The sequence below is a fragment of the Owariibacterium komagatae genome, assembly GCF_045865535.1.
Lineage (GTDB): Bacteria > Bacillota > Clostridia > Oscillospirales > Ruminococcaceae > Ruthenibacterium > Ruthenibacterium komagatae.
In genome coordinates this window covers 568,158-594,101 of the sequence record NZ_AP031406.1, presented here as the reverse complement: position 1 = coordinate 594,101, position 25,944 = coordinate 568,158, and the positions used below count along the sequence as shown (strand labels likewise).

22 protein-coding genes are annotated in these 25,944 nt (G+C 52.1%); 11 read left to right on the top strand and 11 right to left on the bottom strand.

Translation table 11 applies throughout. The features are described 5' to 3' along the window. Positions 1–124: 124 nt before the first annotated feature. Genes uvrA through ACKTS9_RS03005 form a run of 3 tightly spaced genes read right to left on the bottom strand, consistent with a single transcriptional unit; the run spans position 125 to position 5,660 of the window. Positions 125–2,950, bottom strand: a complete 2,826-nt coding sequence (gene uvrA, locus ACKTS9_RS03015; RefSeq protein ID WP_349214949.1) for an excinuclease ABC subunit UvrA — start codon at positions 2,948–2,950, stop codon at positions 125–127. Between the two features lie 22 nt (positions 2,951–2,972). Further along, complete coding sequence (uvrB, locus tag ACKTS9_RS03010; protein WP_349214950.1) at positions 2,973–4,958, bottom strand: excinuclease ABC subunit UvrB; 1,986 nt, start codon at positions 4,956–4,958, stop codon at positions 2,973–2,975. A gap of 12 nt (positions 4,959–4,970) precedes the next feature. Beyond that, positions 4,971–5,660 (bottom strand): JAB domain-containing protein, encoded by a 690-nt coding sequence (locus ACKTS9_RS03005; protein ID WP_349214951.1) that lies wholly within the window; start codon positions 5,658–5,660, stop codon positions 4,971–4,973. Positions 5,661–5,806: 146 nt separating this feature from the next. Between ACKTS9_RS03005 and ACKTS9_RS03000 the strand changes: the two genes are divergently transcribed. Continuing rightward, complete coding sequence (locus ACKTS9_RS03000) at positions 5,807–6,772, top strand: RluA family pseudouridine synthase (protein ID WP_349214952.1); 966 nt, start codon at positions 5,807–5,809, stop codon at positions 6,770–6,772. Between the two features lie 87 nt (positions 6,773–6,859). Here the strand turns inward: ACKTS9_RS03000 and ACKTS9_RS02995 are convergent, their stop codons facing one another. The 8 genes from ACKTS9_RS02995 to ACKTS9_RS02960 all read right to left on the bottom strand — a co-directional run bounded on the left by ACKTS9_RS02995 (position 6,860) and on the right by ACKTS9_RS02960 (position 16,646). Then, on the bottom strand, positions 6,860–8,368 hold the full coding sequence (locus ACKTS9_RS02995) for an IMP dehydrogenase (protein WP_349214953.1): 1,509 nt from the start codon (positions 8,366–8,368) through the stop codon (positions 6,860–6,862). 395 nt (positions 8,369–8,763) lie between these two features. Next, complete coding sequence (locus tag ACKTS9_RS02990; protein ID WP_349214954.1) at positions 8,764–9,486, bottom strand: acyl-[acyl-carrier-protein] thioesterase; 723 nt, start codon at positions 9,484–9,486, stop codon at positions 8,764–8,766. Next, a complete protein-coding gene (locus tag ACKTS9_RS02985; RefSeq protein ID WP_407878864.1) occupies positions 9,483–11,276 on the bottom strand; it encodes a serine hydrolase domain-containing protein in 1,794 nt (597 codons plus the stop codon). The genes ACKTS9_RS02990 and ACKTS9_RS02985 overlap by 4 nt, the downstream gene beginning before the upstream one ends. Before the next feature lie 99 nt (positions 11,277–11,375). After that, positions 11,376–13,199 carry a glutamine--fructose-6-phosphate transaminase (isomerizing) gene (glmS, locus tag ACKTS9_RS02980; RefSeq protein WP_407878862.1) on the bottom strand — a complete coding sequence of 608 codons (1,824 nt, stop codon included), beginning with the start codon at positions 13,197–13,199 and terminating at the stop codon, positions 11,376–11,378. A gap of 493 nt (positions 13,200–13,692) precedes the next feature. After that, positions 13,693–14,244 carry a hypothetical protein gene (locus ACKTS9_RS02975; RefSeq protein WP_407878860.1) on the bottom strand — a complete coding sequence of 184 codons (552 nt, stop codon included), beginning with the start codon at positions 14,242–14,244 and terminating at the stop codon, positions 13,693–13,695. A 1-nt stretch (position 14,245) separates the two neighbouring features. After that, positions 14,246–14,881, bottom strand: a complete 636-nt coding sequence (locus tag ACKTS9_RS02970; RefSeq protein ID WP_349214959.1) for a DnaJ domain-containing protein — start codon at positions 14,879–14,881, stop codon at positions 14,246–14,248. 20 nt (positions 14,882–14,901) lie between these two features. Continuing rightward, positions 14,902–15,759, bottom strand: coding sequence for a DUF5685 family protein (locus ACKTS9_RS02965; RefSeq protein ID WP_407878858.1), 858 nt, complete (start codon positions 15,757–15,759; stop codon positions 14,902–14,904). 92 nt (positions 15,760–15,851) lie between these two features. Next, complete coding sequence (locus ACKTS9_RS02960) at positions 15,852–16,646, bottom strand: polysaccharide deacetylase family protein (protein ID WP_407878856.1); 795 nt, start codon at positions 16,644–16,646, stop codon at positions 15,852–15,854. A 97-nt stretch (positions 16,647–16,743) separates the two neighbouring features. Between ACKTS9_RS02960 and rmuC the strand changes: the two genes are divergently transcribed. The 10 genes from rmuC (at position 16,744) to ACKTS9_RS02910 (ending at position 25,829) form a co-directional block, all read left to right on the top strand. Continuing rightward, positions 16,744–18,096: a DNA recombination protein RmuC gene (gene rmuC / locus ACKTS9_RS02955; RefSeq protein ID WP_407878854.1), complete on the top strand. Its 1,353-nt coding sequence runs from the start codon at positions 16,744–16,746 to the stop codon at positions 18,094–18,096. Between the two features lie 82 nt (positions 18,097–18,178). Further along, complete coding sequence (locus ACKTS9_RS02950) at positions 18,179–19,078, top strand: transglutaminase-like domain-containing protein (RefSeq protein WP_407878852.1); 900 nt, start codon at positions 18,179–18,181, stop codon at positions 19,076–19,078. Positions 19,079–19,092: 14 nt separating this feature from the next. Continuing rightward, positions 19,093–20,133 carry a type II secretion system F family protein gene (locus ACKTS9_RS02945; RefSeq protein ID WP_407878850.1) on the top strand — a complete coding sequence of 347 codons (1,041 nt, stop codon included), beginning with the start codon at positions 19,093–19,095 and terminating at the stop codon, positions 20,131–20,133. Between the two features lie 13 nt (positions 20,134–20,146). Then, positions 20,147–20,473, top strand: a complete 327-nt coding sequence (locus ACKTS9_RS02940) for a hypothetical protein (protein ID WP_349214965.1) — start codon at positions 20,147–20,149, stop codon at positions 20,471–20,473. A gap of 27 nt (positions 20,474–20,500) precedes the next feature. After that, a complete protein-coding gene (locus tag ACKTS9_RS02935; RefSeq protein ID WP_349214966.1) occupies positions 20,501–20,983 on the top strand; it encodes a DUF4860 domain-containing protein in 483 nt (160 codons plus the stop codon). Further along, a complete protein-coding gene (locus tag ACKTS9_RS02930) occupies positions 20,976–21,389 on the top strand; it encodes a hypothetical protein (RefSeq protein WP_349214967.1) in 414 nt (137 codons plus the stop codon). The genes ACKTS9_RS02935 and ACKTS9_RS02930 overlap by 8 nt, the downstream gene beginning before the upstream one ends. A gap of 3 nt (positions 21,390–21,392) precedes the next feature. Continuing rightward, entirely contained in the window at positions 21,393–21,809 is a 417-nt protein-coding gene (locus tag ACKTS9_RS02925) for a hypothetical protein (RefSeq protein WP_349214968.1), read from the top strand. 5 nt (positions 21,810–21,814) lie between these two features. Continuing rightward, positions 21,815–22,882, top strand: coding sequence for a type IV pilus twitching motility protein PilT (locus tag ACKTS9_RS02920; RefSeq protein WP_349214969.1), 1,068 nt, complete (start codon positions 21,815–21,817; stop codon positions 22,880–22,882). A 25-nt stretch (positions 22,883–22,907) separates the two neighbouring features. Continuing rightward, entirely contained in the window at positions 22,908–24,119 is a 1,212-nt protein-coding gene (locus tag ACKTS9_RS02915; protein ID WP_349214970.1) for an AfsR/SARP family transcriptional regulator, read from the top strand. A 90-nt stretch (positions 24,120–24,209) separates the two neighbouring features. Continuing rightward, complete coding sequence (locus ACKTS9_RS02910) at positions 24,210–25,829, top strand: peptidoglycan D,D-transpeptidase FtsI family protein (protein WP_349214971.1); 1,620 nt, start codon at positions 24,210–24,212, stop codon at positions 25,827–25,829. Positions 25,830–25,944 lie beyond the last annotated feature (115 nt).

The window sequence follows — 25,944 nt, the reverse complement described above, 5'->3', positions numbered from 1 at the left end:
CAAACCGTGGAAAATCGCAAGTAAAAAATTGAAGTTTAATTTCTTCAAAAAATGGATAAATCGCTGTTTTTTCAGAAAAAAGAAAAGCGCCGGGAAGATTTCCGACGCTTTTCAGAACATTTTTTTACCGTTTGAGAAGGGGTTTCAGATACTGCCCGGTAAACGACGCGGGATTCTGCGCCACCTCTTCGGGTGTTCCCTGGGCCACGATTTCACCGCCGGCAGACCCGCCTTCCGGCCCAAGGTCAATGATATGGTCTGCACGTTTAATGATGTCCAGATTGTGTTCAATGATGATTACGGTGTTTCCGGCATCCACCAGCTTGTCGAGAACTTTTACAAGCTTGTGCACGTCCGCAACATGAAGGCCGGTGGTGGGCTCATCCAGAATATAGACGGTTTGACCTGTTTCCCGCTTGGCAAGTTCCAGCGCAAGCTTTACACGCTGTGCCTCACCGCCGGACAAAGTCGTGGCGCTTTGTCCCATTTTGATATAGCCAAGTCCCACATCCACCAGTGTTTGGATTTTTCGATGAATGCGCGGGATGTTTTCAAAAAAGGTGCAGGCTTCTTCCACGGTCATGTCCAACACATCTGCGATTGTCTTTCCCTTGTACTTTACCTCCAAGGTTTCACGGTTATACCGAGCGCCTTTGCAGACCTCGCAGGGAACATAAATATCCGGCAGGAAATGCATTTCGATTTTCAAAATGCCATCGCCTTCGCACGCTTCGCAGCGACCGCCTTTCACATTGAAACTGAAGCGCCCCGGATTATATCCGCGCATTTTGGCATCCTGTGTTTGAGCAAAAACATTGCGGATATCCGAAAATACACCCGTATAAGTGGCAGGGTTGGAGCGAGGCGTCCGCCCGATGGGGGATTGATCAATGCCGATCACCTTATCGACCCATTCCAATCCTTTCATGTCTTTGTGAGCACCGGGTTTGATGCGCGCTCCGTTCAAATCCGCAGAAAGTCGTTTGTAAAGGATTTCGTTGATCAGACTGGATTTTCCGGAACCGGAGATACCCGTGACGCAGGTCATAACACCCAGAGGAATCTTGACCGAGACGTTTTTCAAATTGTTCTGGGTCGCACCAATGATCTCCAGATAATGGCCGTTGAATGTGCGGCGCTTTTCCGGAACAGAGATCTTTTTGCGGCCGGAAAGATACTGTCCGGTGATGCTGCGCTCCACTTTGCAGATGTCCTCGACGGTACCTTCTGCCACCAGTTCGCCGCCGTGGACCCCGGCTCCCGGTCCGATATCCACGATCCAATCGGCCTCGCGCATAGTTTCTTCGTCGTGCTCTACCACTACCAGGGTGTTGCCCAAGTCGCGCAGCCGCTTCAGTGTAGCGATCAATTTGGAGTTGTCGCGCTGATGAAGCCCGATGCTGGGCTCATCCAGCACATACAAAACGCCGGTCAAGGCGCTTCCGATTTGGGTTGCGAGGCGGATACGCTGACTTTCACCACCGGACAATGTGGCGGCGCTGCGAGCTAGAGTCAAATAATCCAATCCCACATTCTGCAGGAAACGAAGCCGTTCCCGCACCTCTTTCAGGATGCCGTCAGCAATCATATGTTCCCGGTCGTTCAGCTGAAGCTGATCCAGAAATTCCAGCTCCTGGCGAACGCTCATTTGCGTGAACTGACTGATGTTTACGCCGCCGACCGTTACGGCCAGACTGGTAGGTTTCAGGCGGTCTCCGTGGCAGGAAGGACATTCCATCCCTGTCATAAAGCCCTGGATTTCTTCTTTCATCCACTGGGAATTGGTTTCGCGGAAACGGCGTTCCAGATTGTTGACAATTCCCTCGAAATCATTGACATAGCGCCCGGACCCGCGGTCCGTTTCCCGTGTCATTTCCAGCTTTTCTCCGTTCGTTCCATAAAGCAGGGCCTGTACCGCCTCTTCGCTCATTTCACAAATGGGCGTATCCAGCGTGAAGCCGTACTTTTTGCCCAAGGCGATGTAGTACATCTCACTGACAGAGCCTTCCGCATAGTACCAGCCGCTTGCTTTGATGCCACCCTCACGAATGGAAAGCTTTTTGTTGGGAAGGATCAGTGCGGGGTCCACTTTCATGAACGTGCCCAGCCCTGTGCAGGTCTCGCATGCGCCAAAGGGATTGTTGAAAGAAAACATACGCGGCGACAATTCGTCGATGGAGATGCCATGGTCCGGGCAGGCATAGCTCTGGCTGAACATCATTTCCTCGCCGCCGATCACATCGATGGAGACCAGCCCTCCGGTCAGCCCCAGTGCTGTTTCCAGAGAATCCGCCAAACGGGTATGGATGTCTCCGTTTAACACCAGGCGGTCTACCACAACTTCGACTGTGTGCTTTTTGTTCTTCTCCAGAGAGATTTCTTCGTCCAAATCATAGAGATTACCGTCCACGCGCACACGTGCAAAGCCGCCCCGACGTGCAGCTTCAAACTCTTTTTGTTGCGTGCCCTTGCGGCCGCGCACCACCGGAGCAAGCACCTGGAAGCGAGTCCCCTGCGGCAGTTTTAAAATTTCGTCCACCATTTGGTCGACTGTTTGCTGTGTGATCGGACGGCCGCATACCGGACAGTGGGGGATACCGATGCGCGCATACAAAAGACGAAGATAGTCGTAAATCTCCGTCACGGTGCCCACTGTGGAGCGGGGATTGCGGGAAGTGGTTTTCTGGTCAATGGAAATAGCAGGGGAGAGACCTTGAATGTCATCCACGTCCGGTTTTTCCATCTGCCCCAGAAATTGACGCGCGTAGCTGGACAGACTTTCCATGTAGCGGCGCTGCCCGTCCGCGTAAATCGTGTCGAATGCAAGACTGGACTTTCCGGAACCGGAAAGTCCGGTCATTACAATCAGCTTGTCCCGGGGAAGCGTTACGTCGATGTTTTTCAGGTTGTGCTCCCGGGCACCTTTAATTACAATTTTATCTGTGCTCAAATAGGTCCATCCTCTCTGAAACTCACAGCTTCGTCTTTTTTTCCATCTGCCGGCGCAGTTTTTCAATGCGGTCCCGCAGGAATGCTGCGTGTTCAAATTCCAAAATTTTAGCGGCTTCTTTCATTTCACGTGTCAGTTGTTCGATCTTCTGCTGGCACTCTGCACGGCTCATGCGCTTTGTGGACTTGGAATCTCCGTCGTCTTTGCGGCTGATTTCCAGAACACCGTTGTCGTGCAGTTCCTTGACAATGGTTTTAGGGGTGATTCCGTGCTCCTGGTTATAGGCATCCTGAATGCCGCGGCGCCGTTCGGTCTCCATGATGGCGCGTTCCATAGACGGCGTGACGCTGTCCGCATACATAATCACCACGCCATCTGCGTTGCGGGCAGCGCGCCCAATGGTTTGGATCAGGCTGGTTTCTGAACGAAGAAAACCCTCTTTATCCGCATCCAGGATGGCCACCAGAGAAACTTCCGGAAGGTCCAACCCCTCGCGCAGCAGGTTGATGCCAACAATCACATCAATAGTGCCTTTGCGAAGGTCCCGCATCAGTTCCACACGTTCAAATGTGTCCACTTCGTGATGCATATATTTGACTTTGACGCCGTGTTCCGACAGGTAATCCGTCAAATCTTCCGCCATTTTTTTAGTCAGTGTGGTCACCAGCACCCGTTCTCCGCGCGATGTGCGAAGGTTGATTTCGCTGAGAAGGTCTTCGATTTGCCCTTCCACGGGTTTTACAATCACTTTGGGATCCAGCAGGCCGGTGGGGCGGATCACTTGTTCCACGATCTGCCCGGAGTGTGCGCGCTCGTATTCGGCAGGGGTGGCGGAAACAAAAATAGTCTGATTCAATTTGGATTCAAACTCTTCAAACTTCAAGGGGCGGTTGTCAAAGGCCGACGGAAGACGGAATCCGTAGTCCACCAGGCTCTTTTTACGGGCGTAATCGCCGCCATACATGGCGCGCAGCTGCGGAAGCATCACGTGACTTTCATCAATGAAAAGAAGAAAATCATCCGGGAAATAATCCAGCAGTGTTGTGGGGGTGGAGCCGGGCGCTCTTCCCGCAAGAACAGCAGAATAGTTTTCGACACCCTTACAGGTGCCGACTTCCTGCAGCATTTCAATGTCGTAATTGGTACGCTGCGCAATGCGCTGTGCCTCAATCAGTTTTCCTTCCTGGCGGAATTTTTCCACTTGTTCGTCCATTTCCAGACGAATACGCCGCAGACCTTCCGCTTTTTTTTCATTGGAGACGATGTAGTGGCTGGCCGGGAAAATCGCCACATGACGAATCACGGCTTTTCGTTCTCCGGTCAGGGGATTCACTTCGCTGATGCGGTCTACTTCGTCCCCGAAAAACTCAATTCGGATGGCTACATCGCTGGCATAGGCAAGGTTGATTTCCACAATATCTCCACGCACACGGAATTTGTTGCGGACAAAATTCAAATCGTTGCGTTCGTACTGCAGCTGCACCAGGCGTGCCATCAATTCTTCCCGGGACATTTGCATTCCCTGGCGCACACTGATGACCATGCTGCGGTAGTCAATGGGGTCGCCCAGGGAGTAAATGCAGGAAACGCTGGCTACGATGATTACGTCGCGGCGTTCGGACAGGGCGGCAGTGGCAGAATGGCGAAGCCGGTCGATCTCTTCGTTGATGGCACTGTCCTTTTCAATGTAAGTGTCCGTCGACGGAATGTAAGCTTCGGGCTGGTAGTAGTCGTAATAAGATACAAAATATTCCACGGCGTTTTCGGGGAAAAACTCTTTGAATTCCGTGCACAGTTGCGCCGCCAGAGTTTTATTGTGCGCCAGCACCAGCGTAGGACGGTTCATCTGCGCAATGATATTGGCCATGGTAAATGTTTTGCCGGAGCCGGTAACGCCCAGCAGTGTTTGGCCGGAATAACCAGCCCGAAGCCCTGCCACCAGTTTGGAGATGGCCTGCGGCTGGTCGCCGGTGGGGCGATAGTTGGAAACCAGTTTAAATGTATCCATACACAAATTCCTTTAGCAATGATAATCAATCGTCAAAATTCCGGATGCGTTGAAAGAATAGTAATCGTCTTCGGTGAAAATCAAATGGTCAATCAGCTCGATTTGCACCATGTGCAGCGCTTTTTGAACTTCCTGTGTCATCAAAATGTCCTGGTTGGAAGGGAGCGCAACACCGCGCGGATGATTATGCGCGAGCAGAACACCTGTGCCGCCGCATTTGAATGCTTCCGAGAGAATGCGGGAAATGTTGACAGATGCGGCATTGGCTGTGCCCTCTGATAAAAAACAGCTGCGCAAAAGTGCACGGCGGTCATCCACGACGGCGATGCGGAATTCTTCCACTGTCTTGCCAAAGAACTGTGGACGGAAGAAGTCTGCGGCAACCTCCACGCAATTCAACGGAACCCGGTCATTTACCTTGTTGTTCAAATAATAGGCGCAAAGCTGCGGAATGCTTTTGATGACCACTGCGCAGGTAGGCCCTACGCCGGGCACCCTCTGCAGATCCTCCACGGATGCGTCCAAAACACGGGAGAAACTTCCGAATTCCCGGATCAATCGATGGGCGAGTTCGTTGGTATCTCCGCGGCGATAAGCAAAGAACAGAAGAAGTTCCAGTGCATTGTGCTCTTCAAATCCCTGAAGTCCTTCATTCAAAACGCGATTAAAAACACGCTGACGATGATGATCGTGCTCACCCATAAAATTTCCCTTTCCATACTACTACTAAAAGTTGTAAAAGTAAAGATGAAATTCATAAAAAAAGTTGTCGGCATACAGTTGACAGAATATCTTTACAACTTTATTATTATACAGGAAAAAGATGCCTTTTGAAAGGGAGAAGCCGGGTGAAGCAGTTTATTGCGGGAAAAAACGAGCAGGATGTGCGCTTGTCGCGTTTTGTGCAAAGTGTGACGCACAACCTTCCCACTTCGTTGCTTTATAAAAGTTTTCGCAACAAGCGAATCAAGGTCAACGGAAAAAAAGCGGCGCCGGACACGCGCTTGCGGGAAGGCGATGTAATTGAACTCTATGTGAACGATGAGTTCTTTCAAGCCCCGTCCAAGCGACAGCAACCGCCAAAGAAAAAAACACCGCTGCATGTTGTTTATGAAGATGAGAACCTCCTCGCGCTTTACAAGCCGGCGCATTTGCTCTGTCATTCCGACAGGACCGGGGATGAAAGCCTGGTGGATTTGGTCCAGCAGTATTTAGTGGAGCGGGGAGAATACGAACCGGAAAAAGAAGCTTCTTTTGCGCCTGCGGTGTGCAATCGTCTGGACCGTGGAACCGAAGGACTTGTGATTGCGGCAAAAAACTATCCGGCGCTGCGCTGCATGAATGCACTGATTCGGGAAGACCTTGTACACAAAGAATATTTGTGTATCACTGTGGGGGTCCCGCCGAAGGGGCGCCATGTCGCGTGGTTGCGGCACGATGAGCGCAAAAATAAAGTACAGGTGCGTGCGCAGGAGGCAGAAGGTTACAAACAAATTATAACCGAGGTGCGTGTGCTTGATACACAAGGTCCTTTTGCATTGTGCAGAATTGGCCTTGTGACTGGCCGCACACACCAGATCCGGGCGCATCTGGCATTTCTGGGAGCTCCTGTGCTGGGAGATATTAAGTACGGAAACAGACGCTTCAATGAGAAAATGAAGGTGAAAACGCAGCTGCTTTGCGCAGTGCAGATGACCTTTAAAGATTTGGGTGAGAGCGAGTGCTTGTCCTATCTTTCCGGAAAAACGTTTGCGTTGGAACACCCGAAAATTCTGGATTTTTTTGCTGGTTTAAAAGAGGAAAAAAACAATTGATCAACAGAAGGGCGAAAGCGGATTGCTTTCGCCCTTTTTCAATGGAAAAAGCCCGCCGGGCCGAGGCACAGCGGGCTGTCAGATTTCTTATTCTGTGATGGTCGCTTTGTTTTTCAGCATGACGTCATGGGCGCCGCCTTCCACAATGCTGGTGGAAGATACAACGGTAAGACGCGCTTTTTCCTGAAGCTCCGGAATGGTCAAAGCACCGCAGTTGCACATGGTGCTGCGCACTTTGGCCAATGTGACGGAAACGCCGTCTTTCAGGGCACCGGCGTAAGGCACATAGCTGTCAACGCCTTCTTCGAAGCTCAGCTTTTGAGCGCCGCCCAGATCATAACGCTGCCAGTTGCGGGCGCGGTTGGAACCTTCGCCCCAGTATTCCTTCACGTAATTGCCGTTGATGCGCAGTTTGTTTGTGGGGCTCTCATCAAACCGAGAGAAGTAGCGGCCCAGCATTACAAAGTCGGCGCCCATGGCAAGAGCAAGCGTGATGTGATAATCATGAACGATGCCGCCGTCAGAGCAGATGGGAACATAAATTCCGGTTTCCTTGAAGTATTCGTCCCGCGCGCGGGCCACTTCAATGACCGCCGTAGCTTGTCCGCGGCCAATGCCTTTGGTTTCGCGGGTGATGCAGATCGAACCGCCGCCAATGCCGATCTTCACAAAATCTGCACCAGCTTCTGCGAGGAAACGGAAGCCGTCGCGGTCAACCACGTTGCCGGCGCCTACTTTTACGCGGTCGCCGTATTTTTCGCGGATCCAGGCGATGGTGCGGCTCTGCCACTCAGTGAAACCCTCCGAAGAGTCGATGCACAAAACATCCGCACCGGCTTCTACCAGAGCGGGCACGCGCTCGGCATAATCGCGAGTGTTGATACCTGCGCCTACCACGTAACTTTTGTTTTTATCCAGAAGCTCGTTGACGTTTTCTTTGTGAGAATCATAGTCTTTGCGGAAAACCATGAACTTCAAATGCTGATTTTTGTCAATCAGGGGAAGAGCATTGAGCTTGTTGTCCCAGATGATGTCATTGGCGACTTTCAGGGTAGTGGTCTCGTCCGCAACCACAAGTTTTTCGAAAGGAGTCATGAAGGAACTGACCGGAGTGTCCGGGCTCATGCGGGATACACGATAATCGCGGCTGCCCACAATGCCGAGCAATTTGCCGCAAGCAGTGCCGTCGTCAGTTACGGCAACCGTGGAGTGACCGGTTTTTTCTTTCAAAGCAAGAATGTCTGCCAGTGTTGCGTCCGGACATACATTGGAGTCGCTGACAATGAATCCTTTTTTGTAGTCTTTCACACGGGCGATCATTGCGGCTTCGTCTTCGATGGACTGAGAGCCGTAGATAAAAGAAACGCCGCCTTCTTTGGCCAGGGCAATCGCCATTGTGTCATTGGAGACAGACTGCATGATGGCGGACACCATGGGGATGTTCAAAGAAAGGGGGCATTCTTCTTCGCCTTTGCGATATTTTACCAGGGGGGTTTTCAGGCTGACAGCAGAGGGAACACACTCGGAAGAAGAGTATCCGGGAACGAGCAGATACTCACCAAACGTGCGGGACGGTTCACTGAAATACGTGGCCATAATATACTCCTTTACTTTTTATTTGCGATAATATTTACTGATTATAGTATCATATTCAGAATGCAAATGAAACGCCTTTTCTGAAAAAAGTTGCTTTTTTCAACACAGAAAAAAGCAACTAAAAAGGAAAGACTTGTGGACAAAAAGCACAAAACAAAAAACCTCTGCGCTGCGGCACAGAGGTTTTTTGCCTTGTGAAATGGAGTTTGAAAAGGTGGCATAGCACCCAGAATTGTCATTTCTAATTAAATAACAATAGGAGGAGAGGGCCTATGCCTGATGAAAAAGTGCACTGCAAGCGTCTTGTAACTTTCTTGCAACTAAATTGTAACTCTTTTGTTACTCCTTGTCAATGCTTTTTTGAAACTATTTTGTAATTATTTGTGATAATTTTGTTACCTGAATGTAAATTGAGCCTCGAAATGCTTTCCTGTGTCGCTTTGCCCCACGAAGTAGTAGTCGTTTTCACGCAACTGTGCGCGGGAAAGCTGGAACGAATGCCCCATGGGAACTTCTTTGTGATAAACGATGGACAGGCGGCTGAGCTGACGCTCCAGCAACAGTTCCTGCGGAAGATGGTCCGTAAGAATGTCTGCATACGCAGTATTGTTTAAATGATGATTCTGATCGCAGCGAGAATAGACTGCGGTTTCTTCGGCAAGCGGTGCGGCATCTCCCTTTTGAATGGAAGAATCCAGAAGCTTCGGGGGAGATGCCATAAAAGGAAGATGAAGCTCTTCCGGCGCGGTGCGCAAAATGCGCTTGGTCTGCGTGTTTACAAGAACCCAGCAGCTGTCTATTTCGCATAGAAGGCGGCCGGATTCATCGCAGAAAGAAGTGTACCGATGATAAATGGCACGCTGAGGCGCGCTCGGCATGGTGGTCAGTGTGATTCGAGTGCCCACAGGAATCGGTTCATAAAGTTGAAGCGCCAGTTTGGCAAGCAAAAAAGCAGTGTGCGTCTTCGCGTAGAGTGCGGCGTCAATTCCCAAATGGGTGCAGTGGTCTGTAGAGATCTGCTGTGCCCGGCGCAGCAGGGCACCGGGGGTCATGTTTCGGTTGACGTCTGCTTCAAAATCGTGCACAGTAAAAGATTCGATGTAAAAATCGGCGTTCACGTTGTTTCCCTCTCTTTATAAAGTGATTGCGGCTGGGCCATTCCTGTCAAAACAGGAGAACAGACTTTGTCTATTCGGTACCAGAGATACTCCATATCCCGGAAAAGGTCCATTTTGGATTTGACCGATGCGGGAACATTTTTTTCCAGCATTTGAAATACCAGGCGCAGACTGGGCGTTTCCAGCATCTGAAGACGAATGGTCTGGTCCGGGCGGAAAAATACTTTTAAAATGCGCGTGCTGCTCAATTCCAAATAGTTGATGGTGATTTTTAGCACCAATTCATCGTCTTCGTTTAAAACGGCTTTGCCGCGAGCAGCGGCCTGAAAAACATTTCCGCCGAAATTGAGGGTGCAGGAACGGGCATGATCAAATCCAATGGGAAGTTCGTAGGCCTGCCCGCTTTCCCACCAGAGCAGAGAAAGTTCGTTTTCTTTCAAGGAAAACCGACACTTTTTTACTCCCTCGGAATACCAGTCGTTCATGCAGGAAGAAATCAGCGGCAAAAGGCTGGCGTGATTCTGCGAAAAATGAAAGACGGAAAGGGGCAGTGATTGAATTTCGGGTGGAAGCGAGGATGCTTCCGGTGCTGCGGGACGAAACAGTCGTGCAAAAAAACGGGATAGAGAAGAAGCGGGGGACGGCGCAGGACGCGCAACCGTACCGTCATACGAGAGAGCCGCCAGCGTGTCAGCCAGTTCGTTTTCAGCACGGGGATCATCCGGTGCAGCAGATTGCACCTGTGCAAGAAGCTGATTGGCCGCTTTCAGAGTGGCACTGCGCGTAAACAAATTTCCGGCGCCGGCGTTGATGCCGATGACCATATCCAGGTCCGGACATACAATCACATATTGCCCAAACATACCGTTGAACAGGAACCGCTTCTTTTCGGAATTTGTCCAGATCTGAAATCCATATTCCTCGCCGGTATCACGGGACAGATGGGTCGTGGTGGCTTGTTCCACCCAGGCTTCGCTCAAAAGGCGCTGTCCCTTCCACACGCCTTTGTGGAGATAGAGCATCCCGAGTTTGACTGCGTCTTCCAGAAAGACATACATGCCCCAGCCGCCTTTTTCGATCCCGTTGGGGCAGCGTTCCCACGCGACATCACCAAAGCCCATCGGTTCGAACAGGCGGGGGCGAAGATACTCCATCAAACTGCATCCGGCCTTGCGGCGCAGGATGGCAGAGAGCAAATAGGTGTTCATGCTGTTGTAGTCCATTTGCGTGCCGGGCTCAAATTCAAACTCCGATTCCAGAAGACCGCGGACCCAGTCACTTTCCACCACTGCGCCGGCCTCGCGGAAAGTGGAGCCGCTGCTCATGGTGAGCAAGTGCTCCACTGTCAGGCTGCGGGCCTTGCGCGATGTCATCAGATTACATCTTTCCGGAAAAATGGAACAGATTTTTTCATCCAGCTCGATTTTTCCTTCATCCCACAGCATTCCGATGGCCGTTCCGACAAAGCTTTTACAAAGGCTGTGTGTAACATGCCAGGTTCCGGTGGAATAAGGGGCCCAGGCTGCTTCGCAAATGACATGGTCGTCGCGGGCCACAATGCAGGTGTGCGGTGCTCCGTTAGAGGCCGAAGACAGTGCCTTCAGAAATTCATTTAAGGCCTTGGACGGAACGGCGGCCTGCTTGGGGGAGCAGCGGGGAAGCGGGACAGGCTTCTGCCCTGCAAACAGAGGCTTTTGGGGCCTTACGGGAAACGGCAGAATATGATCGGTTTCGGACATAAGGATTTTGCGCATGTAATTCAACGTTTTAAAGCTGTTTTTCAGTTCCATAAACACCCTCCCGCAATCACAGCTATCCTTAGTATAGCACAAAAAAATCCATTTGTTCAGGAAAAGAGAAAGAGCCGGATGCTCCGGCTCTTTCCTTTTTTATTCCACTGTCACGCTCTTGGCAAGGTTGCGGGGTTTATCCACATCGCATCCGCGCAGAACGCTCATGTAATAGGCGAACAGCTGCAGAGGAACGATCATCAGCATGGGCATGAAAATGTCTTCGAATTCGGGAAGACGGACAACAAAATCCGCGACATCCTCCGGTACGGGTGCATTTTCCTTGCACAGCAGGATAACGCGGCCGCCGCGGGTTTTTACTTCCTTCACATTGCTGAGGGCTTTTTCGTACACATTTTTTTGCGTGGCAAGCGCGACGACCGGGGTCCCGTTCACAATGAGTGAAATGGTGCCGTGCTTCAGTTCACCGGCCGCATAAGCCTCGCTGTGCACATAACTGATTTCCTTCAGCTTCAGGCTGCCTTCCAAAGACAGCGCATAGTCGAAGCCACGCCCCATGAAAAACAAATCATCGCTGTTCATAAACTGGCTGGCCAGATACTTGATTTCGTTGCAGTTGGAAAGCAGGGGAGCGAGCTGATCGGGAATGCGCTGAAGTTCAGCAGTCAGACGTCGGATTTCCTCTTCCGGCTGCGTCTTTTTGGCCAGAGACAGACGCAGCGCGAACAGATACATCACCGCCAGCTGCACGCTGTATGCTTTGGTGCTGGCCACGGCGATTTCGGGGCCTGCATGGGTGTAGATCACCCAATCTGCCGCCCGTGCGATGGAAGAGCCGACCACGTTGACAACGGCCAGCGTTTTTGCACCGCGCTCTTTGGCAAGCTTCAAAGCTGCCAGCGTATCCAATGTTTCGCCGCTCTGGCTGATGATAATCACCAGATCATCCTGGGACAGAATGGGGTCACGATAGCGGAATTCACTGGCAATGTCCACATCCACGGGAACGCGGGCAAAGCGCTCGATGGCTGTTTTTCCAACCATTCCCGCGTGCATGGCGGTGCCGCAGGCCACAATGTGAATGTTCCGAATGCCACAAAGCATTTCGTCCGTCAATGCGTCGACCCCCAGTTGCGGAAGGCCGTCTTCCACATGCGGGCCGATGGTCGCACGCAGTGCTGTGGGCTGCTCATGAATCTCTTTGAGCATGAAGTGGGGATATCCGCTTTTTTCAGCTGCTTCAATATCCCAGCTGGCGGTCAGGCGATTCTTCTGAACCGGATGCCCCAGTTCGTTGTAAATCTGGACTTTTTCCCGTGAAACTACGGCAATTTCGCCTTCGTCAAGAATGGAATACTCCCGCGTATATTTCAGGAGTGCAGGAATATCACTGGCCAGAAAATTTTCCCCCTGACCGTAGCCGACAATCAGAGGACTCTCTTTTCGAACCGAAAAGATGCGGTCCGGAAAATCCCGGAACAGAATGGCAAGCCCATAGCTGCCGCGAACTTCGCCCATGGTTTTCATAATGGCATCCAGGGGTTCACCGTGATAGTTGTAGTCCAGCAGCTTCACAAGAACTTCTGTGTCTGTGTCACTGCAGAATTCATACCCGTGCTCCATCAGATGCTCTTTCAACTGCGCATAGTTTTCGATAATGCCGTTATGTACCAGGCTGATGCGGGCAGAAGAATGGGGGTGGCTGTTTACATCGCTGGGTGCGCCGTGCGTTGCCCAGCGGGTATGACCAATTCCGCAGTGAGAGTCCACCGGCGGCATGGCATGAACCTTTTCCGCCAGAACGGAAAGCCGGCCTTCCGCTTTTACCACCTGAATTTCGCCGCCAGGCCCTGCGAGCGCGATCCCGGCAGAATCATATCCGCGGTATTCCAGTTTGCTCAATCCGTCCAACAGTACATCGGTGCTGCGGCGAGGGCCAATATATCCAACAATTCCACACATAATTCAAACATCTCCAGACAAATCGTTGATTTTTGCCTGAAAATGCAAAACACAAACAAAGGCGTGCTGAAAAGACAGAGCTACACCCAAGCGGTTCTTCTTCAAAAAAAGACAACAAGAAAAAAGCCTATCCCTACAAGGATACACTGTGTTTTGCAAATTCAGAAATAAAAATACGCAAAGCGCAGCAAAAGCGCTCAGCAAAAAACAGTACCTTCCGTCCGGTACTGGTCAAATTTAAAAAGATAAAAATCGGGATCTCATACGTTTCTGTTGCCGCGTTACCGCTGTTTTTTGTCCGTATGATGTCGACCGCCCGACTCGTCCGTGGAGGCATCCGCCGAATCTTTCGATACGCTGTACCCGACTTTGAGGCACAGCAGCCTTCATCCTCGTCACCCCTCGTAACAGATCAATCCAGAATCTGCCGTTGCAAAGGGGCCCGGCGCTTTCAGCATTTCATTCGATCAAACTTCCTTTCCGGGTGTCCCGTTCAATGAATGTTCATCAAACGGGGACGCATTTTAGCACAATACAGCCCGATCATTTTGACCAAAGCCATATCATATATCACAAAGGCGAGATTGCCAAGGAGAAGAAGAGAAGCGATGAAAACGGTGCCCATCTCTTCGAACTCGGCGACAACCGCACCAATGGGAAACACAAATAAAATAAGGCCGTACATGCAGAAGATACAGACGTTGAAAAGCGTCAGCTTGGCGGCCCACTGCAGGACTCTGGCAGGGATACGTTCCAGTCTCGCTTTTAAAAGCGGATAAAAGCCAAACAGAAAAATGAAAATCAATGCCATTTCCTTATCGGGAAGAATAAAAACAGAAAGCAACCCGATGGCGGCATAAAGAAGATAACCGGTTTTCATGCCGAATTCAATGGCAACCGGAACAATCAGAATCCCTGCAATCGCCGGTGCCGAAAAAGTGGCAAAGGGCAAAATTCCGCCCATCAGCATCACGACGATGGACAGCGCGGAAAAAATTCCGCCCAATGCGATCCGGCGGCTTTCCATAGAACGGCGGGGCGTCATATCAGCAGCCCCGGCTGCAGCTGCAGCACATGTCCATGCACATCCAAGCCGCGCACATATCGCAGCAGGAACAGCTGACGGCTTGAGTGCCATAAGGACCCGGATTGCCATACGGGTTGCCGGGCATGGCGCCGTTGGCCTGATTGCGCAGATTGCGCAACGCAGCTTCGTATTCGGGGTTGCCGGGGGCAAGGCGGCAAGCTGCCTCAAAATAACGCAGCGCTTCAGCAACCCATCCTTTATAATAATATGCGCTGCCCATCAGGAAGTTCCATTCGGCGTCGTTGGCGCCCTCGGGAATTGCGTTCAACTGCGCCAGAGCCTGCTCCACAGCGCCGCTGTTGATCAGCTGGCGGATGTTGCGGTAGCGGCCGTTGGCGCTGCTGTTCTGTGCCTGACTGGACGCGGGTGCAGAGTATTCCGTGTGGGGTTCTCCGCCCGTGCGGATCAGGCTCATCAATGTGTCAAAGGCTTCGTTGATCTCGTTCATACGGGCCTGTGCGTCCTCGCGCAAAGGGCCGGCCTCGTATTGCTCGGGATCATAACGTTTGGCCAGGGCGCGGTAAGCGGACTTGATTTCATCCTCTGAAGCACCTTCGCGCAGACCAAGCAGGGAATAAGCTTTGTTGGCATCCATGGGGTTGTCCTTTCTGCCCGTTAAATCGGGTCATGTCGATTGTGGTGTGGCCGTTCGGTACCCGCAAGAGCGATGCTCTGCGGCAGGCCCAGAAACACAATGTTATCTAAAATTGATTTGTAAGAGGAAACGTCCAGAAGGTTATAGCACAGCGCAGTTTCTCCGGCACACATCCGGCAGAGTGTTTGTGCCTGTTGAATGGCTTCTTCTTTGGAAAAGCCATTGGTCAGAAAAACGTTATAAGAACCCTTTTCGGCGTCTTTGTCGTAATCTTCGGCAGCATCCAGAAAGTAAAGAATTTTCCCCAGAAACAGCCCCATCCGGTGCAAAATTTCCTTTTGCGGACCGCACAGCGCGAAAAGGGCACCTGTCATCTGGGCTGTGGGTTCCGCCGCTTCGTCCAGGCAGGTGCTTGAACGTTTTTCCAGCGCTTGCTGGGCAAGCGTCTGCTCTGCAAACAGCTTGTCCGCTTCCGGAAGGCGGCGGGCCGCTTTTTGATGCGGACCGGACAGCAGAATGCGCAAAAGATGTGCGCGTGCCTTTTTGAAAAAGGATTCATCGGTAATGTCGTCTGCCACTTTATAGTAGGCAGTCAGGATCAACGCATCCGCCGCCAGGCGAAGCCCGGGCGTGCTGCCGCAGACCGGCCGTTTCTGAAGAGGGCCGGCAATACAGCGTTCCGGACAAACAGAAGGCTGGGCAGCGGAAAGCCCGTCTGCGGTCATGGCCAGAAGCACCATGTCGTAGTTTAAAAGGAAGCGGGGGAGAAACCCATATTCCCGTTTCAGCTCTTTGCAAAGCCCGCAGTAATAGGAGCGGTACAATGTCCATTCACGCACTTTCAATTCTGCCTTGAAGGGCATGATATACCCGAACATGCGTGAACCCTCCCTGCCGATGACCTATCTTGTGTAGTATACAACATTTTTCAGAACTTTACAAACAAATTGCATGGAAATTTGCATATTATTCATATTTCACGCTCCAGATGATCGACGGTGTCAAAGCGGTAGCCCGCGTTTTTGAACCAGCGGATAATATCCGGAAGAGCGGCAGCGGTATTTTGAGTGGCTTTCGTGTCATGCATCAGTACGATGCAGCGGTGTTTGTCGCCCACATCCCGGATGACATTGTTGTAAATTTTTTCTGCGGATGGATGACCGCCGATTGCATCGTCGGCGCACACGTTCCAGTCCACATAGTGGTACCCTTTTTCCGTCGCCTGTGCTTTCAGGTCCTTCATGATGCTGCTTCCGCCGTATTTATGGCTGACGGTGTTGGTACTTCCGCCCGGAAAACGGAGCCATACCAATTCCTGCGGGTCGACGTAGGCGGACAATTTCTCCTTCAGAGCGTCAATATCCTGCCAGTAGGCGCTGGGGCTTTGATAAATGGCCTTGTAATCGTGGGTGCAGGTGTGCAGGGCGATCATATGCCCTTCTGCAGCAGTACGCTCCAATAGAGGAAGATATTTTTCATTGTTCTCCGCAGCAATTACAAAAAAAGTGGCGGGAACCTCTTCCTTTTTCAATATGTCCAAAACGGCTTCCGTTGTAGAGGAGGGACCGTCGTCAAATGTCAGGTAGACGACCTTTTCCTCTTCGGACGAATCTTCCGTCATGACTTCCAGGGGCGCGGTCAGGTCGTCGTTGGAACATCCCACGGGTCTGGTAATGACGAGTCCGGCCCCGAGACAAGCCAGTGCGCAAAGGCCTGCCGCCGCCAGAAGCCGGTGGAACCGGCCGAATCTGCGTTTGTTTTTCAAATGAATCGCCGCCTTTTCATTGATTTATATGCTGTTTGAACGTATACTTATAGCTATGAAACAGTGTGGGTGACTATGCCCTGAAGGAGTACCGGACATGGAGATTGTATCGTTGATTTTGAGTGCGCTGGCCTGTATTCTGCTCGTGATCGTTCTGGCAACGCGCCCCCGCGGCGGGGATGAACAGCAAACAGAACAGCTGATGCAGGAACTGGAGCAGTCGCGCCAGCAGATGCAAAATGAGCTGCGTCAGATGCGTGGAGAGCTGGGAAACAGCATTCATCGGGCCATGCAGACGAGCGCGGAGCTGCAGGCATCCGCACAGCGACAAATCTCTGAAACACAAAACGCGCGCCTCAAGGACTTAAGCGACCAGATGGCACTTCGGCAGGCGGCCCTTCAGAAAACAGTGAATGACCAGCTGCGGGGCGTGGATCAGCGCCTGTCTGCAAACGCGGTGGAAAATGAGCAGAAACTGGAAAATATTCGCATGACCATGGAAACCCGGCTGACTGCATTGCAGGCGGAGAACACGCAAAAGCTGGATGAAATGCGCAATACCGTGGATGAGAAACTGCAAAAGACGTTGGAAGAAAAGCTGCATCAGTCCTTTAATCGAGTGAGTCAGCAATTGGAGAGCGTTTATAAAGGGCTGGGAGAAATGCAGACCCTGGCCGTGGGAGTAGGCGATCTGAAAAAGGTCCTCAGCAATGTGAAAACACGCGGTATTCTGGGCGAGGTTCAGCTGGGAGCGATTCTGGAACAGATTCTGGCACCGGAACAGTATGAGGAAAACGTGGTGACCATCCCCGGAAGCAGCGAACGCGTGGAATATGCAGTGCGCTTGCCAGGCGATGGGGAAACGCCGGTGTGGCTGCCCATTGACGCGAAATTTCCTGTGGATGCATATGGCTCTTTGCAGGATGCCTACGAAGAAGGTAACACAGCGCGCATCGAGATTGCCGGCAGAATTTTGGAGCAGCGTGTGCGTGGATTTGCCAAGGATATCCATGATAAATACATTCAAATTCCGTACACCACGGAGTTCGGTGTGATGTTCCTTCCCACGGAAGGGTTGTACGCGGAACTGGTGCGGAGAGGCATGGTGGAGAGGCTGCAGGCAGAGAGTAAAGTAGTGATAGCCGGGCCCACAACCATGGCGGCGCTTTTGAACAGCCTGCAAATGGGGTTCCGGACCCTGGCCATTCAAAAGCGTTCCGGAGAGGTTTGGCAGGTTTTGGGAAATGTCAAAGCGGAGTTTGATACGTTTGGGAAAGCGTTGGCACAGGCGCAGACCCGCATTGAACAGGCGGGAAATGAACTGGAGAAACTGGTGGGAGTGCGCACAAGACAGATTCAGCGAAAACTGCGCGGTGTAACGGCACTGCCCGAATTTGATTCACAGAATGTGCCTGTCCAGCAGACAGAGGACGACCCGGACGCGACTTGAATTCACCACAGAATCTTTTTATAATAAAGAAAGACTGCGCCGGTAGGTGGGAAGGTATGTTTGCAGAACAAAGGAGAATAAAATGCGCTGGTTGAGCTGTGTGGTGGTTTTGCTCGCCCTGCTGGGATTCCCCGGATGTGCGGCGCCTGAACAGTCGGAACCATCGGAAACAGGCAGTTTTGTCCGGGCGGAGTGGAAGAACACAGAGTTCCATGCCGAGGTGGCACAAAGCGGCAATGGCGCACAAATCGACGTTTCCAGTGCGTCACAGGGGTATGTCGGCGTGAGCGCGCAGAGCGAGAAAAGACTGAAAGTAAAAGTCGGGCAGGGCGAAACGGTTTATGTTTACGACTTGCCAGGCGACGGTACGCCGCAGTTTTTTCCGCTTCAATGCGGGGACGGACTTTATAAAATTCAGGTCATGCAAAATACCACCGAAAGTAAATACATTGAGCTTTTTGCTGTTGAGACGCAAGTGAATCTGGAGGACGAATTCCAACCCTTCCTGCATGCGAACCAGATTGTTTGGTACACGCAGGAATCGAAGTGCGTTTCACTTGCAAACCAGCTTGGCGAGCAGGCATTCAGCGAGACGGACGCTGTCGCTCGGATCTATGAATACATTAAAGAAAACATCGTTTACGATTACGACAAAGCAGCCGGCGACGTGACCGGTTATGTGCCGGACCCGGACCAGACGCTGAGCAGCGGAAAGGGCATCTGCTTTGATTATGCATCTCTGGCGGCGGCCATGCTGCGCAGCCAGGGGATTCCGGCGAAAGTGATCACAGGTTATGTTTCCGACGGTGCGGTTTACCACGCCTGGAATATGATTTATTTAAAGGAAAGTGGCTGGATCACGGTGGAGATCAAGGCGCCTGCCAATGAGTGGGAACGGATCGATCTGACCTTCGCTGCAAACGGAGCAGATGAAACAACCATTGGCGACGGAACCGACTATGTGGACCGTTACGTTTACTGAGAGGGGTAACTGACATGAAAAAGCAGCTCAGTTCCATAGCTGCCAGTGTTTTCTGTGAAAATATGGCAATGATGCTTTCCGCGGGAATTCCTGTGGACGAATCGCTGTCCCTGCTGTGCGAAGACAGTGAGCAGGGGGCGTTTCATGAAGCGGCGCAAACGGTGTATCGTGCCGTAATGACAGGCGTTCCTCTGGCACAGGCAGTGCGTGAGTGCGGCTTGTTCCCGCAATACATGAGCGATATGATCGAAGCAGGCGAACTGGCCGGCAGAACGGACAGCGTTCTGCGCATGCTGTCGGTCTATTACGAAACGCAGCATCGTCTGGGCAAAAAGCTGAAAAGTGCAGTGGTCTATCCGGCGGCGCTGCTTCTGCTGATGGCCGTGGTGCTGGGAATTTTGGTGTTTCAGGTTCTTCCGGTGTTCACCGGTGTTTATGCGTCGCTGGCCGGCAGCATGGCCGCGTCGGCATATTCTTATATCCGCGTGGCTTATGTGGTGGGCGGAATTGCGCTGGGGGCTGTGGTCGTGCTGGCGCTGTTCCTTCTGGCAGGTCTTTTGCTGGCCCGCACAGAACAGGGAAAAACACGGCTTTTGAACCTGTTTGAAAAATTCCCGCTCACGGCCGGTGCTTATGCGCAGCTGGCACAGGCACAATTCGTCACGGCGCTGGCGACCTTTGTGGCCAGTGGCATGAACACCGATTTGTCCATGGAAAGAGCCGTTCAGATGGTGCAGCATAAAGCGCTGCATGAAAAACTGAACTGCGCAATGGAAAAAATGGCCGCGGGAAACAGTCTGGCACAGGCGTTTTATGAGGAGAAGATTTTTGAACCGCTGTACAACCGCATGCTGCTCAGCGGTGCGCGCAGTGGACAGCTGGAGAATGTTCTGGAGCGTCTTTCCAAAGTATTTTCGGCGGAAGCGGATACGCGGATTGAATTGCTGATCGGAAACATCGAACCGATTCTGTCCGGGCTTTTGACGTTGGCAGTGGGATTGACACTTCTGTCCGTGATGCTGCCGTTGGTTGGCATTTTGGCAGCCGTGGGCTGACGGAGGTTGCTGCATGTATCACGATTCGTACAAAAGGGCGCGAAGGCTGGTATGGCTGAGGCGGCTGGCGGTTGTCTGCGTGCTGGCGCTGCTTGTGTTTGCCGCCGATCGCTGGCGGCGCGGAGAGGAGGACCTGTCCGATCAGACGGCGTTTGCCGTGCGGCAGGTGGTGATTGATGCGGCCGTTCAGTGTTATGCATTGGAGGGCGCATATCCTTCGGAACTTTCTTATTTGGAAGAAAATTATGGCTTGCAGCTCAATCATCAGCGCTTTATCATTACTTACGAGGCATTTGCGGAAAATTTGTTGCCGGAAGTGGCGGTTTTGGAGAAAAAATAACGTCTGGGCAAAGGAGGGACAGGAACAGTGCGCGCTGAAAGAGCAAAAGAGCGGGAACACTTTTATTTGCTGATTCTGATGGCCTGTGTGTTTGTGTCCCTTCTGGCACTGATGGGGATTGGCTCTCATGTGTATCGCTCATTGGTGGAAAACCAGAATATTTCGGAAAACCGCCGGGCAACACTGACTTATTTGCAACAGAAAGTGCGCGCTGCTGACCGTTCGGATGCAGTTTTGCTGCGGGATGGTCCGGAGGGGACGATGCTGGTGCTTCAGGAACAGGTGGATGGCAGCAGCTACGAGACTCGAATTTATTTGTATCAGGGAAACCTGGTAGAAGAATATCGCCGTGCGGATGAATCCTGCCAGGAGAATGAGGCGGCGGTCATTGCCCAAACGGATACATTTGAGGTGTCGTTTGTACAGCCGGGCCTATTGGCGTTTGAAACGCAGTATGGCAAGGGATACGTTGCGGTGCGCAGTTTGATGGAGGACCGTGCGCATGAATGATACAAAAAGAGGAATTGCATTTTATGTGGAGACCGTTCTGCTGGTGCTGTTTCTCAGTGTGGCGCTGGCGGTGCTGGTGCAGGTGTTTGCCGCGGCCCAGGGGATGGGAACGCAGGCGCAGCGCCTTTCGGATGGGACGCTGCTTGCGGAAAACGCCGCCGAACTGATTGCAGCCAGCGAAAGCGAAGAAGAGTTCCGGTCTTTGGTGAACGTGAGTCCTGAGAGTGAAATTTGCTTGCATTACGATGTTCAAAACGGTATCGTGAAGGAAGCGGAAGATGGCTTCTATTGCCTCAAGATATCCCTGAAGAAAGACGGAACGTTGGTAGAGGCGCAGATTGATGTGAGCGCGGAAGATGAATTGGTTTACAGCCTTCAAACAGCGGCAAATTGGCGGGGAGAGTAGAAAATGAAACAGGAACCGATTCGCACAGGCTGGCTGTCGCTGATCGTCATGGTCGTTGTGGTGTGTCTGGCGGTGCTGGGGGTGCTTTCTCTGGTGACGGCCCGCGCCATGCTGGCCACGGCGCAAAAACAGGCAGATTATGTGCAGCAGACATATGAGCTGGAAATGCTGGGGCAGCAGTGGCTGTCGCAGGTGGAAACGGTTTGCAGCGAGGCATCTTCTGAGGAAGAATTGTTGGCGGAACTTCCGGAAGGAACCCGGGTAGACGGTGATTTGCTGCGCTATGTTGCGCAAAACAGCGATGAACGCCAGCTAAGCATTGCGGTGCAGCTGGAAGACCGGCAGATTCGCGTTGTGGAGTGGCGGCAGGTCCGTCAGTGGCAGGAAACAGAAAATATCGGACAGCTTTGGAAGGGGTAACGGTCATGGAAAGCATTATGGATATTTTGCAGGGAGCGATTGAGCGGCATGCTTCGGATTTGTTCCTGATCGCAGGCTTGCCTCTGACTTATAAGGTGGGCGGAAGGCAGCAGCGGGTGGAACAGGCACGGTTGATGCCGGAAGATACAGCACGGCTTGTACAGGAGATTTACACCCTCTGCGGCAGAGACGGCAGTAAAACGCTGGAAACCCGTGCGGACGATGATTTCTCGTTTTCTGTGCGGGAACTGGGGCGGTTCCGCGCCAACATTTTCCGGCAGCGCGGAAGTTTGTCTGCGGTGATTCGGGTGATTCGTTTCGGATTGCCCGATCCGGTGGAAATGAATATCCCGGACGAGGTCATGGCGGCAGCCCGGCATATGAAAGGGCTTGTGCTTGTGACCGGTGCGGCCGGAAGCGGAAAGTCGACGACGCTGGCCTGCCTGATCAATGCCATCAACCAGTCGCGTGAAGGGCACATCATTACGATGGAAGATCCCATTGAATTTATTCACCGGCACCAGAAGTGCATTGTTACCCAACGAGAAATCTCCACGGATACGCCCAACTACATCAGTGCTTTGCGCAGTGCTCTTCGGGAGAGCCCGGATGTGATTCTTTTGGGCGAAATGCGTGATTACGAGACGATCGAAGTGGCCATGACAGCGGCGGAGACAGGCCAGCTGTTGTTCAGCAGCCTGCATACCACCGGTGCGGCCAATACTGTGGACCGGATTATCGACGTGTTCCCGGCGAGCCAGCAGGCGCAGGTTCGGATGCAGCTGTCCATGGTGCTGCAGACCGTTATCAGTCAGCAGCTGCTTCCGTCCGTGGATGGAAAACTGATTCCGGTTTTCGAAATTATGCATACCAATGCAGCAATCAAAAACCTGATTCGTGAAGGAAAAACGCATCAAATTGATTCGGCAATCCAGTCGGGGGCCGCACAGGGAATGATTTCCATGGATGCATCGCTGCTGAAGTTGGCACAACAGGGACGCATTACCAAGGATACGGCCCTGACGTATTGTCTGCATTATGAGGCGATGGAAAAACGCCTTTCTCTGGTGTAAAAATGATGGAAAGGAGAAACTGATCATGACAGACGGTTTGCGGGTAAAAATGTTTGGCGGCTTTTCAGTGTGCTGGAATGGTCAGTATCTGATTGAGCATTCCGCCCGCATGAACAAACCGCAGGAACTGCTGGCACTGCTGCTGGCGCGCGCGGACGAGAAACTTACCAACGAGCAGTTGATGGAAGCTCTTTGGGAGAGCGATGAAGTGGAAAACCCTGCGGGTGCCTTAAAAAATGCAGTGTATTCCATTCGAAAACTGCTGCAGAAATCCGCTCCGGGCGTGCAATTTATTGTGATGGAAAATGGCCGTTATCAGTGGAATCCGCAGATTCCGCTGGAACTGGATATTCATCGCTTTGAAGTGCTGACGGAGGATTTGTTCGGGCAGGAAAAAACGCTGGAAGAGCAGCTGAAAGAAGCGCGGGAAATTCTGGCCCTTTACAGCGGAGAGCTTTTGCCGGGGTTGAACAGTCGGCAATGGGTCATTCAGGAGAACAGCTACTATCGTCAGAAATATTTGCGCACTGTGAAATATATGGCTGGCCTTCTAAGCGGCCGCGGGACAAGGGCCGATTTGGAAGAGGTGCTGGACATCTGCAATCGGGCAGCTTTGTTTGAGCCGCTGCATGAAGAACTTTATGAATACATGTTCTCGGCGATGCGCGGCTTGGATATGAAACAGGCCGTTTTGAGTTATTATCCGGTCGTCTCCAATCTGTTTTATGACGAGCTCGGTGAAAAACTGCCGGAACGTCTTCGGGATGTTTATCTCTGGGCGTCGGAAGGTTCCAATCAAATCAAGGAAGATTTGTGTCAGGTGCAGCAGGATCTGTCCGAGGTCACAAAAGACACCCGTCCCATCCGCGGTGCGTATTATTGCGAGTATGAAATGTTCAAGCACGTTTACCATATGGTGGCGCGCAATGCGGCCCGTAGCGGCGATCATGTCATTATTATGTTGATTACGCTTTTGCCCCGAAAAACGGAATTGCTTCAAAAGCAGGAATCGGTACGCTATATGCTTCAGCTGAAAGAGGTAATCAAAAACACGCTTCGCAAAGGCGATGTTTTCAGCCGGTACAGTCGGAACCAGTATATTCTGATGCTTCCGGTCCGCTCGGCGCTGGATGTGACGGTGGTCCAAAAGCGTTTGGAAACGGCTTGTCAAAGTCATATGGAAAAGAAAAATCTTGTCATTGATATGAAGTCGCAGATGCTTGAACCGATGGTTTGAAGCAGGGCTCTGAAGGGAAACAAACCTTCGGAGCCTTTTTGTTTATACAGGCACGTTTGGGCACATACTGAGGAAAAGGAGGCGTGCACTGTGTCAACGAGTCGTATTGTGGCATTTTTTGCGTTTTTTGTTCTTGCGTTTGCGATTTTGGGAGCCAACCTGGCGCTTCTGTGCACCAATGAGACCTACGCGCAGGCCGCCGTGCGGCAAAGCCAGACAACGCTGGATTTATTTGACGGACGCGGAAATATTTACGACTGTAACTTTCTTCCCCTTACCAATGTATTTACAAATACGTATGCAGTGGTCGAGCCGGGACGTTCCAGTTACCATGCACTGTTTGGCTCCATTCCGGCAACGGAAAAGAATTCTTTTTACAGTATGATCCAGCAGGGAAGCCCTTTTTTAATAGAAGTGGAGAAAAGCAGCGGTACGCAGCCGGAATACCTTTTCTCCTGCCCGGTTCGCTATTATCCGAATCCCACGGCGGTTCATCTGCTGGGCTATCTTGACGCAGAAGGGCACGGCGTCAGCGGGGCGGAGTATGTGTACGATGATTTGCTGACAGGCGCTTCTACCAGTACATCGGTTTTGTGTACCACCACGGCGGTGGGAACCTTTCTGGAAAGCGCTCCGCCGAAACTTTTGTATACGCAGGGCTCCGGCGCAGGAGTGATGTTGACCATTGACGAGACAATCCAGCGCATTTGCGAGGGCGTCGCGCAGCAGATGATGGAAAAAGGCAGCATTGTTGTGTTGGAAACAGCAACGGGACGTGTACGGGCCAGTGTGAGCATGCCGGTTTATGATCCGGAAAACGTTGCCCTCAGCATTGACAGAAACGATTCCTCTCTGATCAACCGCTCTATCAGTGCGTTCAACGTGGGGTCCGTCTTTAAACCTATTCTGGCCGCCGCAGCGCTGGAAGCGGGACTGGATCCCAATGCGGTATATGAATGTACCGGCTCCACGGAGATCGGCGGCCACGTTTACCGCTGCGCCTATGGAAAGGGGCATGGGCCGGTGAACCTGACACAGGCACTTGAGCAAAGCTGCAACTGCTATTTTATTCACTTGGGCCTTCAGTTGGGGGCGCAGGCAGTGGAGCAGGCAGCGCAGACCTGCGGTTTCGGAACAGCCACTGCCTATATGGGAACGCAGACCACCGCTGCGGGAAATCTTCCGGATGAAGAGCAGCTGCGGGATTTGGGACAGCTGGCTTCCATCAGCTTCGGTCAGGGAGCGTTGACCGCGTCTCCTGTACAGGTGGCGGCCAGCATCAATGTGTTTGCTAACCAGGGACGTTATATTGAGCCGACTTTCGTGGAGGGCATTGTCAACGAGTATTCTCAAACCGTCACAGAAAGTCTGTATTCACCAATTCAGCGGCAGGCTTTTCGAAGCGATGTTGCGCAAACAGTGCAGAAGATGCTGGTCAGTGTTGTGGAAAACGGTTTGGGCAAGCCGGCAAAACCGCTGCATGGCGGCGCGGGTGGCAAGACAGGTACGGCGCAAACCGGCCGCTTTCAGGAGGACGGGGAAGAAATCATGGACGCGTGGTTTGCGGGATTTTATCCGGCAGAAAATCCTCAGTATACCATTGCGGTTTTGCTGGACAGCGGAACGTATTCCAGCGACGATGCGGCGGCCGTTTTTGCAAAAGTGACCACAGACCTGGGAATGTATCTGGGCGTGGAGGACGAGTATTGACAATCGCCTGATTTTTCTTATAATATAACAATAGATACGAAAAAATGGCGACGACTGGGCCAGACAGGAAAAGAAAGACAAAAGAGAGAGAACGCATGGCTGAAACGTTCTTGCT